At 67.1% G+C, this 12,374-nt stretch carries 11 protein-coding genes; 4 read left to right on the top strand and 7 right to left on the bottom strand.

The features are described 5' to 3' along the window. Positions 1–92: 92 nt before the first annotated feature. Positions 93–479, bottom strand: coding sequence for a helix-turn-helix domain-containing protein (locus AC1RRS_RS00675; RefSeq protein WP_110119508.1), 387 nt, complete (start codon positions 477–479; stop codon positions 93–95). A 121-nt stretch (positions 480–600) separates the two neighbouring features. Continuing rightward, on the bottom strand, positions 601–1,503 hold the full coding sequence (locus tag AC1RRS_RS00670; protein WP_487288580.1) for a PAS domain-containing protein: 903 nt from the start codon (positions 1,501–1,503) through the stop codon (positions 601–603). Positions 1,504–1,779: 276 nt separating this feature from the next. Here AC1RRS_RS00670 and AC1RRS_RS00665 point away from each other — a divergent pair, with 276 nt between their 5' ends. From AC1RRS_RS00665 to AC1RRS_RS00650, 4 genes are all read left to right on the top strand, one after another. After that, entirely contained in the window at positions 1,780–2,205 is a 426-nt protein-coding gene (locus AC1RRS_RS00665) for a TadE/TadG family type IV pilus assembly protein (protein WP_492853520.1), read from the top strand. After that, positions 2,205–3,872: a pilus assembly protein TadG-related protein gene (locus tag AC1RRS_RS00660; RefSeq protein WP_492853519.1), complete on the top strand. Its 1,668-nt coding sequence runs from the start codon at positions 2,205–2,207 to the stop codon at positions 3,870–3,872. The genes AC1RRS_RS00665 and AC1RRS_RS00660 overlap by 1 nt, the downstream gene beginning before the upstream one ends. A gap of 40 nt (positions 3,873–3,912) precedes the next feature. Beyond that, positions 3,913–4,236, top strand: a complete 324-nt coding sequence (locus tag AC1RRS_RS00655) for a hypothetical protein (RefSeq protein WP_492853518.1) — start codon at positions 3,913–3,915, stop codon at positions 4,234–4,236. 83 nt (positions 4,237–4,319) lie between these two features. Continuing rightward, positions 4,320–4,673 carry a PilZ domain-containing protein gene (locus AC1RRS_RS00650; RefSeq protein WP_487288585.1) on the top strand — a complete coding sequence of 118 codons (354 nt, stop codon included), beginning with the start codon at positions 4,320–4,322 and terminating at the stop codon, positions 4,671–4,673. Positions 4,674–4,762: 89 nt separating this feature from the next. On the opposite strand, the gene AC1RRS_RS00645 is transcribed toward AC1RRS_RS00650, so the two are convergent. The 5 genes from AC1RRS_RS00645 to AC1RRS_RS00625 all read right to left on the bottom strand — a co-directional run bounded on the left by AC1RRS_RS00645 (position 4,763) and on the right by AC1RRS_RS00625 (position 11,947). Continuing rightward, positions 4,763–5,194, bottom strand: a complete 432-nt coding sequence (locus AC1RRS_RS00645; RefSeq protein WP_110119520.1) for a helix-turn-helix domain-containing protein — start codon at positions 5,192–5,194, stop codon at positions 4,763–4,765. 111 nt (positions 5,195–5,305) lie between these two features. Further along, positions 5,306–6,127, bottom strand: coding sequence for an acyl-homoserine-lactone synthase (locus AC1RRS_RS00640; RefSeq protein WP_492853517.1), 822 nt, complete (start codon positions 6,125–6,127; stop codon positions 5,306–5,308). A 264-nt stretch (positions 6,128–6,391) separates the two neighbouring features. Next, positions 6,392–7,120: a helix-turn-helix transcriptional regulator gene (locus AC1RRS_RS00635; RefSeq protein ID WP_487288587.1), complete on the bottom strand. Its 729-nt coding sequence runs from the start codon at positions 7,118–7,120 to the stop codon at positions 6,392–6,394. 169 nt (positions 7,121–7,289) lie between these two features. Next, complete coding sequence (locus AC1RRS_RS00630; protein ID WP_492853516.1) at positions 7,290–8,813, bottom strand: response regulator; 1,524 nt, start codon at positions 8,811–8,813, stop codon at positions 7,290–7,292. A gap of 143 nt (positions 8,814–8,956) precedes the next feature. Next, on the bottom strand, positions 8,957–11,947 hold the full coding sequence (locus AC1RRS_RS00625; RefSeq protein WP_492853515.1) for a TonB-dependent receptor: 2,991 nt from the start codon (positions 11,945–11,947) through the stop codon (positions 8,957–8,959). Between the last annotated feature and the right edge of the window lie 427 nt (positions 11,948–12,374).

Genomic DNA, 12,374 nt, shown 5'->3' with positions numbered 1-12,374 from the left:
CCCATAGCCGCATCCCCCCGGATGTGTCGGATTGGCTACTATAGGTAGAGCAAATGGTTATGGCAAACTATGGCTGTGTCGTCTGCCGGTGATCAGGACGTCGCCCCGTCCTCGGCGGCGTAGACCGTGGCCAGCCTGAACAGCTCCGCCCGGATCGCGTCGGGAAGCTCGACGGCCGCCTGCATGAACGGACTGGCGTCGCGCAGGGCCGTGAAGCGCACGATCAGGTTTTCCCCGTCGGGACCCGTGTCGAGGCCGTCGAACAGGGCCGAGATCGGCACGTTGAGCGTCCTGGCCACCTCGACCAGCTTGGAAGCGCTGATCCGGTTCTCGCCGGTCTCATACTTCTGCACCTGCTGGAAGGTCAGGCCGATCGCCTTGCCCAGCTCTTCTTGTGAAACACCGGCCGCGCGACGATGCGCGCGGATCAGCGCGCCGACATGGGTGTCGACTGGATGTGGAATGGGCGAGCCCGCCATGACGCCGCTTCCGTATACGAAAACCAACGTTTCGGGTTTGCCTTGTGATCATCAAAAAGACAAGCGCTTACAGCGCATTGGCTGGCGATTGTTCCGTACGGTCAAGTTAACGGTATAGCGGTCAGGCCGCGATCGCGATCAGCACGCCGTCGGGGGCTCCGTCTCGCCGGATGGTCGCCAGCCCCAGCTCGACCGTCCGCTCGGCTCCGTTCTTGATCAGCAGGGTCACCGACAGGCGGGCCGGCGGGTCGCCTTGCAGGGCGTGCTCGACGGCCATGGTCAGGCCGCGACGCTCGGCGGGACGGACGATGTCGCTGAGCCGGCAGTCGCGCAGCTCGGCTTCCGAGAACCCGGTCAGGGTCAGGAAGTCGGCGTCCATGCTGGCCAGCACGCCGCGGATGTTCAGCCGGGCGGTCGCCAGGCCCGGCAGCACGGCCAGGGCCGTCTCCAGGGCCGAGGCGCGGTCGAGGCGGCCGCGCAGGTCGCGCTCCTCGGTGCGGTTGACGAACAGGGCCGCCACGCCGCCGGGATAGGGGAAGACGCGCACGCCAAAGCAGCGGCCGGCCTGGACGGTGGATTCCGACTCGAACTCCAGGGTCTCGCCGGTGCGCAGAACGCGGCGGAACTGCTCGCCGATCAGGGCCTGGGACGGCGCGTTGAACACCTCGTTCCAGGCCGCGCCGATCAACTGGGCGGCGCTAGAGCCCTTCAGGTCCTCGAACACCGGATTGACGGCGGTGATGCGCAGGTCGGGGTCGAGGGCCACGAAGGCCTCGTTCATGTGGCCCAGGATCGCCGATCGCGCGGTCTCGGCCGTGTGCAGCTCGGAATCGTTGTCGTGACCGCCCGGACCTTCGGTGAGGCCGGCGGCGGCGTAGTGCTCGGCTGAGATCATCACCACCCGTGGACGGCCATGGTGCGTGACGATGACGGGCCCCGACAGGGCCACATCCTGCCATTGGCCGAAATTGCGGCTGATTTCTCCGGCGGTCACCCTTGCGGGTGCGATGTCGCGCGACTTCATGTCGCTCCTCCAGATTTGCGTGGAATCCGGACGCTACGCATTCACTGAAGCAAACTCTCGGAATGGTTGGTCAGTTGCGCGCTAAAGTTACCGGTGGCTGAGTACGGGGGCAACGCAGTCTGGGGGGTGGCAGAACGTCGCAGAGGATGCGGGTTCCATGTCCGCGAACTTCGCGAAATCCGGATTACACGTACGAACGCGGAGACAGCCAAGGTCGATCTAATCTCGCTTCACAACCCAAAGGGTGTTCGCTCCAAACGGGTACGGGAGGCGTATGTGACGAAGACGCGTTCGATCCGGAAGTTCGCCGCCGACCGGCAAGGTACGGCCCTGGTGGAATTCGCGCTCGTGTGCCCGGTGCTGATCGCCATGGTGATCGGCATGGTCGGCTGGGGCTCCTATTTCTGGATGGCCCATTCGGTGCAGCAGGTGGCCAACGACGCCGCCCGCGCCGCCGTGGCCGGCCTCAACGCCACCGAACGGAGCCAGCTGGCCCAGGCCTCGGCCGCCGAGGGCGTGACCGACTACGCCGGTCTTGACGCTACGCGGCTGACCACCAAGGTCACCGATCGCGGCGACCGGGCGGTGATCTCGGTCTCCTATGACGCTTCCAACAGCGTGGCCTTCGCCTTCGCCAAGATCGCTCCCATGCCGTCCAGCCTGATCACCCGTCAGGCGGTCGTCCGTCTGGGAGGGTATTGATGGTGCGCCGTTTCCGTTCCCATCGCGGCTTTCTTTCCAACAACCAGGGGGGCGTGGCGATCATCGCCGCCGCCGCCCTGACCGGCGGGGTCGGCCTGGCCGCCCTGGCCGTCGACCTGGGCTCGGTTTATCTGCAGTCTCGGCGCCTGCAGGGGGTGGCCGACCTTGCGGCCCTGGCCGCGGCGGCCGACCTCGACCGCGCCGATCGCGCCGCCAGCGCGACGGTCGAGGTCAATCCCGTCGGCGGGGCCGTGGCCGTGCAGGTCGCCAAGGGCCGCTACGACGCCCAGAAGACGGCCGCCGCCCAGCGCTTCCAGAGCGGCGCGACCACGCCCGACGCCGCCCGCGTGACGGTGGAAGGCCAGGCCGACCTGTTCTTCGGCCAGGCCCTGCTGGGCCGCCCCTCGATCCCGATCCGCCGACAGGCCACGGCCGCCCGCGCCGATCTGGCCAGCTTCTCGATCGGCACGCGCCTGGCCAGCGTCGACGGCGGCGTCGCCAACGCCCTGCTGACCGGCCTGACCGGCAGCTCGGTCAGCCTGTCGGTCATGGACTACCAGGCCCTCGCCAGCGCCGACGTCGAGCTGTTCGGCTATCTCGACGCGCTCAACACCAAGCTCGGGATCAAGGCGGCCAGCTACAACGACCTGCTCGCCACCGACGTGAAGACCAGCAAGGCCCTGTCGGTGCTGTCGGACGTGCTGTCGGCGGCCGGCCAGACCCGCGCCTCGGCGGCGGCCAAGGTGCTGTCCTCGGCCACCAACGCCAACCAGAGCATCAAGCTCAGCGCGCTGATCGACGCCGGCCCCTACGCCCGCCAGGACCGCGTGGTCGGCGGGGCGGGGGCGGCGGTCGGCATCGACGCCATGCAGATGGCCAACGCCATGCTGATGCTGAGCAACGGCTCGCGCCAGGTGCAGCTGGATCTCGGAACCGCCATCCCGGGCCTGGCCGACGTCGACGCCTGGCTGGCCATCGGCGAGCCGATGAACAACGCCCCGTTCATGACCGTCACCCAGGACAAGTCGGTGGTCATCCGCACCGTACAGACGCGGCTCTATGTCGAGGCCAAGCTGCTGGGGTCGGGCAGCCTGCTGGGCGGCGCGGCCCAGATCAAGGTGCCGCTGATGGTCGAGCTGGCCTCGGGCGAGGCCAAGCTGGCCGCCCTGGACTGCACGGCCCGCACCACGACCCTGGCGGTCAAGCCCAGCGTCGGCTCGCTGACCATCGGCCAGGTCGACACCAGCAAGCTGTCGAACTTCAAGCAGGCCCTGACCCCGACCAAGGGCCGCATCGTCCAGGCGCCGCTGTTCACGGTGGACGGCTCGTCCAAGGTCGACCTGGGCGGCGGCACGTTCCGCAACGTCGTGTTCAGCAGCGCCGAGGTGAAGGCCCGCACGGTCAAGGCGGTGAAGACCAACGACCTGGTCGGCACGACCGTGGCCACGCTGATCACCGGCCTGACGCTGGACGTCAATCTGCTGGGCATCCAGCTGGGCCTGGGCAAGTCGGCGGTGCTGACGGCCCTGACGCCGGTGCTGGCGGCCGCGGCCGCGCCGCTCGACCAGGTGATCAACAGCCTGACGGGCATGCTCGGCGTGGGCCTGGGCGAGGCCGACGTCCGCACCAACGGCATGCGCTGCGGCGCCCCGGCCCTCGTGGCCTGATCTTCAGTTCAACCCCAAGCAGGAAAGCGTGAGTTCAGTCATGTCCAGGCAGTCGGTTCCGTCGCAGCAGTGGCCAGGTCTCGGTGACGCGTCGGAGGATCTTCCGACCGGTCCGTTCGGCCGGCGCGGGGTGTCGGCGGCCGAGATGGCCGGGCCCTCGCTGCTGCATTCGGATTTCCAGCCGCCCAGCATCCGCGCCCGCCTGCACGTGCTGTGCGCGCTCTACGCCCACACCCCGTCGCCCGACCGGCGGCTGGCCCTGCTCGACAGCCTGGAGGAGCAGGTGCTGGAGCTGGCGCACCTGATGGCCATCGACCTGCTGAGCAACGGCTGGCGGCCCGACGCGACGCGCGACGCGGCCTGATCGCTATGCTCAAGCTTTAGGTAAATGTCGGAAAAACCTTTGGAACAGACGGCCGATTAACCGCGCCGTGCGTTCCTTGAGGCATGTCGATATTCGATTCACGTTCGGGGGCTGACCGGCGTACCGCGCCGCGCCTGTCCACGAACAGGTCCGGCAAGGTGCTGTGCGGCGCCTTCGCCTGGGACTGCGTGATCAAGGACATGTCGGACGGCGGGGCCCGCGTGCAGATGCTGTCGGGATCGACGCCGCCGGCGAGCGCCCAGTTGGTCGACCTGGTCGGCGGCTTCGCCCACGACGCCAAGGTGGCCTGGCGCAAGGACCGCGAGATCGGCCTGACCTTCCTCAAGAGCCACGACCTGCGCGGCCTGGCCCCCGCCGGGGCCCAGACGGCCAAGCGCATCTGGCTGGCGGCCCAGAGCCGCGCCAACGCCGGCTGACATGCAGGCGTTGATATACAGACCAAGAAAAAGCCTCGCCTGGGGGGAGGCGAGGCTCTTCTAAGCAGTTTACTCGGTGATCGCTCGGATCAGGCGTCGGCCCGGGCGGCTTCCTCGGCCATGGCGCGGACGAGGTCCAGCACCTGGCGGCGGACGCGGCCGCGGTTGATCTTCGGGAACACCTCGGCCAGTTCCAGGCCTTCCGGCGTGGTCAGGAATTCCTGAACGACGCGTTCGGCGTGGTGACCGACTTCGTCCTCTTCGGCGCCGTTCATCGGGTCGGCGAGGCCGTCGAAGAAGAAGGACACCGGCACCTGCAGGGTGCGGGCGATTTCGTACAGTTTCGAAGCGCTGACGCGGTTGGCGCCACGCTCGTATTTCTGGACCTGCTGGAAGGTCAGGCCCAGGGAATCGGCCAGCTGCTCCTGGCTCACGCCCAGGAGTTTACGACGCATCCGGACTCGTCCGCCGACGTGCAGATCGACCGGGTTGGGTCGCCGGCCTTCGGTTTCTTCACTCAACTTTTTCGCCTCCAACGGTTGTTTGTGTAAAATGACACGACCGGGGCGTTGGCGAAAGTCGAGCTAGCTCAGGTGCGGCGCTACGTCGCTGAGGTGGAGCTTATGCTCCGCCTAAGCGTTAAGCTGAAACTCCGATTTCTGACCGCGATCGCTCCAGATCCGCCGAGCTTGGCCGCTTGCGTCGTGCAAGCGGAAAAGCGCTTCCGCGGAAAGGGTTTCGTCACGCTCCGAACCCGGAAGAATCTGAGGCGTCATCGCCCGCAGCACCTGGCGCTGCACGGCGACCAGATCACCGAAGGCCCGCAGGTCAAGTTCGTCGACGTGATAGCCCACGGTCGATTCGATGGCGATCGATTCGCGAACCCGCTGGAGCAATTCTCGCGACAGGAGAATTTCCGATCCGGCGACCACGCCGTACTCGTAGGGGCGGGGCAGGCCGACCAGCCGGGTGTCGATCGGCGAGTTCATGATTCCCGGATACAGCGCCATGTCGATCATGCCGACGAAGCGGGTGACGTTGTTGACCAGCGCCAGCTCCATGGCCGCCGCCCAGGCTTCGAACACGCGCGTGCCGCGGCCCGGACCCTTCTTGGCGCGATAGGCCTCGGTGGTGAAAAGGCGGCTGGCCTCCCACACGTCCTGACCCTTCTTGGGGCTTTCGCCCGGGGCGATCAGGTGGCCGAACTTGTCGGCCAGCATGCAGCGGTCGTCGGTGGGCCGCAGGCGCAGGCCGACCTCGAGCTGCATGTCGTCGTCGAAGCCCAGCAGGTAGATGGCGCGGGCGTCGTCGTAGTCGTCGACCTCGCCGCCGTCGAGCACGACCAGGTCGACCCAGCCGTTCTTCTCGACGCACTGCTTGCGACGTTCTTCATGCATGGCCCACAGCTGGGGGCCGTAGAGGTGGCGATTTTCGCAGGTGACGATGTGGATCATGGCGATGCTGTCCCCCGTTCTGGACAGCTCGCATTAGGCAGTATGATCCGCCCAATCACCGATAGGCCAAACGGCCTATGCGCACGCCGCCTCAGTCCGTGAGGCATTTCCAGTTTTTAAAGGGAATTGGTCTGTGCGCTGGCGCACACACAGCCATAATTAGCGTTCCGCGCGGGCGCTAAACGACTATGTCGAAGACCTAACAGATCACCGAGCCATATTCAAGGTTGTGAAATTTCGCGTATCGACGTTACGCGTGTGGAGTCACTCGGCCTTCAGCAGGCCCAGTTCGCCGGCCTTCATCACCGCTTCCTGCCGCTTGACCACGCCCAGGCGCTTCTTGGCCGCTTCGACGTGATGGTGGACGGTGCGGGGCGAGAGTTCGAGGATCGCGCCGATCTCCCAGTCGGTCTTGCCGCGGCTGGCCCAATAGAGGCACTGGGCCTGGCGCTCGGAGATCACCCCGTAGTCGGGATTGTCGTCCTGCAGTTCCCAATGCTTGAGCATGATGGTGCCGAACACCGTGGCCAGGCTCTCGACCACGGCGCGGGCGGCCGGGTCGGTGTCGGGCGCGCCCGTGGCCATGCGGATCAGCACCTCGTGGCCGGCCGGGCCGAACACCCGCACCACATAGCCGTCGTTCATGCCGAACTCGGAGGCCTCGCCCCACATGGCGTGGGCGCGCTGGTCGCCCAGCGGCTTGGCGTCGGTCCAGGCGAAGGACTTGCTCGATTTCAGCAGCAGCTTCACGCACGGGTCGTGGACGACGTAGCGTTCGCCCCAATAGCGGCTGTCCCAGGCCTCGAAGTCCTGGCGCGACAGGGCCGGGGGCTCCTTGCCGTAGCGCTCGGCGTTGACCAGGGTGGCGGCGAAGCGCTCGTAGCCGAAGGCCGCCAGGGCGCGGCCGAAATGCTCTTCGACTTCGGCCGGCGCGCCGTAGTGCGGCGCCTTGCTCAGGAAATCCCAAGCCTGCTGTTCGGCCGAATTCAACACGACGCTCTCGTCTCCCGCTCGCACAACAACTTAGGGCTACTTTGGCGCGCAGGCCAGTAGCGGCGTCGATCTGTCGCGGGCTCTACTCAAGCCAGATCTTGAGACAACTTTCGGTGTCTTTGAGTTTCGTAGGGGTTGAGTCTTGCGGAGCTTGATCAGCCAGGGCGGATCAGGCCGCTTCCTGCTCGTCTTCGCCGGCCAGCAGGGCGCTCAGCACCACGGCCAGGCGCTCGGGCTTGATCGGCTTTTCGACCACGTCCTGCATGCCGGCGGCCAGATAGACGGCGACGTCCTCGGGGCCGGCGTTGGCGGTCAGGGCCACGATCGGAGCCGCGCCGGCCGGGCCGGGCAGTTCGCGGATGGCGCGGGTGGCGGCCACCCCGTCCATGCGCGGCATCTTGATGTCCATCAGGATCAGGTCGAACCGGCCGGTGCGGGCGGCCTCGACCGCCTCGACGCCGTCGGTCACCTGCTCCGAGGTGCAGTCGAACATCTCGCACAGCGCCTCGGCGACCATGCGGTTGGTGGCGTTGTCGTCGACGATCAGGATGTGGGCGGGGCGGGCCGAGACGGTCACCTCCTCGGCGTCGTCGAACAGCGCCTCGGCGACCGGGGCGGTCAGGGCGAAGCGCAGGGTCAGGCCGGCGCCGCGGTTGGGCTCGGCGCGCACCTGGCCGCCCATCTCGCGCAGCACCCGGTGGGCCAGGGCCATGCCGACGCCGAGAGCCATCTCGGCGCGGTCGTCCATCCGGCCTTCGCCGAGCGGGTCGAACACGCGGGCCAGGCGTTCCTCGGCGGTGACGGCGGCGGCGTTGTCGCGCACGTCGCCTTCCAGGCGCAGGCGGTCGCCGTCGAGGCGGGCGCGCAGGCTGGCCTCGATCACGCCGCGCCCGTGGGCCAGGGCGCCGTCGATGAGGGCGTCGAACACCTGCAGCAGGCGCGAGGGATCGATCAGGGCGGCGGCTTCGGGCTCGCCGTCATAGGAGAACAGCAGGGTCGAGCCGCCTTCGGCCGCGCGCGGCGCCCAGCGGGCCTCGACGGCGTCGGCCAGGTCGCGCAGGCGGGTCGGCTCGGGCGACAGGGCCAGGCCGCCGGTGGCGGCGCGGTGCAGGTCCATGGCGCGGCCGAGGATGTCGCTCATGTCGCGGCTGGTGTCGCTGATGGCGCGCACGCAGGCGGCGGCGTCGGGCGCCAGGCGCTGCTGTTCCAGCCGGTCGGTGAAGGCCTGGACGCCGTCCAGGTGCAGGCCGATGTCGTGCGCCATGCGCTCGACCAGGCCCATGGCCTCGCGGGCTTCGCGCTGCTTGCGACGGTGCGAGGCCAGCAGCGAGGCGAGGCCCCCGACGCCGACATAGTCGCCATGCTCGTCGGTGGCGACGAAGGCGGTGCGGAAGACGGGGGTGGCGCTCTGGGCCAGGGCGTCGACGAAGACGCCGGGGTCCATCGACACGCGCACGCTGCGCGGCTCGGGGTCCATGACCTCGGTGACGGGGCGTTCGTTGAGGTGTTCGGCGGCGACCAGCATCTGGCCGACGAAGACGTCGCGATAGATCAGGCCGATCGGCTCGCGGCCTTGCGTGACCGCCAGGGCCGCCAGGCGCGGTTCGCTCGCGAAGATCTCCAGCACCGTCCGGCAGGACGTCTGAGGATCGACCGGTTCACGGCGATCGATGAGGCGGGCGAGCGTTTCCATGCGGCCGGGGGCTGGACGACGTTGAGTTCACAGCTTGGACGACTTGGCCTTGCAGAGTCGTTAAGTCACAGGCCTGAAAGCAGGAAGGGCGGCGGATTTGCACCCGCCGCCCTCGTTTTTTCAACGAACCTGGTTCAGCCGGATCACCAGGTCTTGGTGATGCTGATCCCGTACAGCCTGGGTTCCAGCGTGTAGACGTTGGTGAACAGGCCCGAGGTGTCGTCGGTGGTGTAGGCGTCGGTGATCGGCGTGTCGTTCAGCAGGTTCTTGACGTAGGCGTCGAACGACAGGCCCAGCTCCGGCTTCTCGATCTTGAGCGTCAGGTTGACGTTCTCCCACGACTTCAGCCGGTCGTACTCGGTGTTGTAGATGCGGGCGTACTGCTCGCTCTGGCGGTAATAGTCGCCGCGCACGGTGGCCGACCAGCCGGACGGCAGGTCCCAGGTGTACTGGGCGCCCAGCGACAGGGTCCAGTGCGGGGAGTTGGGTAGTTCGTTGCCCGACAGGTCGGCCGCGCGGCCGTCGATCGAGGCCCCGGTGGCGTAGTTGTAGAGCCCGGTGCCGTTGGCGATCGTGTTGGCCGTCAGGGCCACGGTGACCAGGCCGGTGGCCTGGGTCGAGGTGAAGCCGTTCGACATCAGGGCGCCGACCAGGGTGCTGGCCCCGGCCGAAGGGCCGCCGGCCGCCGCCAGAATGGTCTGGACGGCCGTGGCCTGGGCGGCGCTCAGCCCCGCGCCGCCGCTGGACGTCGCCAGTGTCAGCAGGGTGTTGGTCAGGTTGCTGTAGTAGCTGCTGGCGCCGGTGCCCGGACCCGCGCAGGCCAGCGGCAGGGTGGCGCCCAGGCCGGCGCTGAGGACCGTGGCGACGCCCGCGGTGGTCAGCACGCAGTTGCTGCCCAGGGCCGCGGTCGGCCGGGCGGCCTTGACCAGGGTCAGGGCCGCGTCGCCCTGGGTGCGGTTCATGGTGTCGATCGAGGTGACGCCGTCGCCGATCTCGGTGTGCAGATAGCCGACATTGGCGTTGAGGCGCAGGCCGTGGATCGGCTGCCACAGGGTTTCCAGCTCGACGCCCCAGACCTTGGCGTCGATGTTCTCGTTCACCGAGGTGCGGTTGACGATCTTCGAGATCTGGTAGCCCTGGTAGTCGTAGTAGAAGCCGGTGGCGTTCAGCAGCAGGCTGCCGCCCAGCAGGGTGTTCTTGGCCCCGACCTCGAAGGCGTTGACGAATTCCGGCTGGTAGGTCGCCGCCACGCCGGCCAGGCCGATGGCTCCCGGCGGGTTGGCACCGCCGCCCTTGTAGCCCTTCGAATAGAAGGCGTAGAGCAGGCTCTCGTCGGTGAAGGGCAGGTTGGCCTTGTAGTCGAAGCCCAGGCGCCCGGTCAGTTCCTTGAAGTCGGAATACTGCGCCGAGGGCGTGCCCTGGGTCAGGCCGTAGCCCGTGGTCAGCAGCGGGGTCGGATAGTAGTCGGACTTCTTCTTGTCCTGGGTCTGGCGCAGGCCCAGCGTGAACTTCAGATCCTCGTTGGCCTGCCAGTAGACCTCGCCGAACAGCGCGGTGGCCCGCAGGTGATAGGGCGTGTGGTTGTCATAGTAGTTGTGGCCCTGGCCGGTCGGGGTGGCCGAGGTGTCGATGCCGATGCAGTTGGCCGTGGTCGACGGGTTGCAGGTCGGGTTGCCGGTGTTCTGGAAGTTCAGCGCCAGGGCCGAGATCGTCAGGCCGTTGCTGACCACCAGGTAGTCGGTGATGCCCTGGTAGTCGAAATAGATGCCGCCGACGTTGAAGTTGATCGGCCCGTCGAAGGCCGACTGCAGGCGGAACTCCTGGCTCAGCTGTTTGGCCGTCGACCGCGAGATGTCGTAGGTCAGGAAGGTGTTGGACGTTCCGGTCTGCGGATCGGTGAAGAAGCCGCCCGGCGTCAGGGCCGTGCTGTTGAACGTGCCCGGCGAGATGTTCCGGAAGTAGTCCTGCTTCGAATAGATGCTGCCGTTGCTGAGCGAGGTCAGCGAGGTGAAGGTCAGGCTGTCGGTGATGTCGTAGGCGAAGTTGAACTGGTAGACGTCCGAGGTGGACTTGTAGATCGGGTCGAACAGCGTCTCGATCTCGCGCAGGTCCTTGCTGACCGTGTCGCCGGCGTTGAGGTCGCCGCTGGTGAAGCCCACCAGGTTGCCCAGAACGCCGTACAGCGTGCCCGAGGTGTTGACCGTGCCGTAGGCGGCGTCGGTGTAGAGGCTGGCCGAGGAGCACCCTTGCGTCAGGTATCGTCGGGACGTGCCGGTGGCCACCCCGCCGACCGTGGCCGGACCCGGATCCTTGGTGCAGAGCTGCTTGCCGATGCGGGCGCGGTTGTCGTCCTCGTTGAAGTGCTCCCACATCAGGTTGACGCGCAGGCGCTCGTTCGGATTGACCTGCAGGCTGACGCGGGTGGACCACAGGTCGCGATCGTCGACCTTGTGGTTGTTGTAGGTGTTGGTGACGAAGCCGTCGCGTTTCACCGAGGCGGCCGCGATCCGCAGCGCCATCTTCTCCTCGACGATCGGGATGTTGACCATCCCGCGCAGCTTGGTCGTGCCGTAGTTGCCGTATTCGGCGCGGGCCAGGGCTTCGAACTGGTCGGCCGGCTTGGCGGTGATGATGTTGACGACGCCGCCGGTGGCGTTGCGGCCGTACAGCGTGCCCTGCGGGCCGCGCAGCACTTCCACCCGCTCGACGTCGTAGAACTCGGCCTCGAACAGGTTGGAGGCCTGAAGGGGCGCGTTGTTGACGTGCACGCCGACGCCGTTGTCGGCCGAGACGCCGACGCCCTTGGAGCCGATGCCGCGGATCTGGAAGTTGAAGCTGTTGGTGAAGTTGCTCTTGCCGAAGCTGACGTTCGGAATGGCCTGCTGAAGGTTCGGGCCGCCGTCGATCTTCTGGACTTCCAGGCTGTCCTGGCTGAAGGCCGAGACCGCGATCGGCACGTCCTGGAGGGCTTCCTCCTTCTTCTGGGCGGTGACCACCAGCTCTTCGATCACGTTGTCCTGGGCCGGCTTGGCCGGTGCGGACGTCTGGGCGAAGGCGGGGGCGGCCACGGCGGCCAGCACGGCGGCGGAAGCGCTCATGGCCAAGAGGCCGCGCAAGCGCAGGGTCTGCGTCATTCGAAATCCCTCCCTGGACGCGATGACGCCTTGTTGGCGGCCCCTATCCGCGTCCCGTTGTTTCCTCGTCGCCGCACGTTTTCATTGTCGTATCTCCTTTGCGGAGATCGGCGGGCAGGTGTCCGGCAGACCTGCTTCGGCATTGCAGGATTGCATACTTGCGTTCTTTGGCTGTCAACTGCCGCGCCTGTAAGTAAACGGCGATAGGTTACGGCTTTTCACTTGACGCAACGTCATCTGTTGCGCCGAAAACTCGCTTATTAGAAATTTAGAAAAGACGGTCCGCCGGGTGACGCAAGGTCATCCGTGACGGTCTACTGAAAACAGGGAGAAAATTTGCTCCCCCGCACGCTGTATCTTGTCGCATTCCCGTAAAAGGTACAGTCGGAAAACGCTGGTTGTCGAAGCCCCGGCGGCGGCGCGTCGC

Source organism: Caulobacter sp. GW821-FHT12A07 (genome assembly GCF_058807655.1).
The sequence above is the reverse complement of the archived record's forward strand: the minus strand, read 5'-3'. Positions and strand labels throughout refer to the sequence as shown.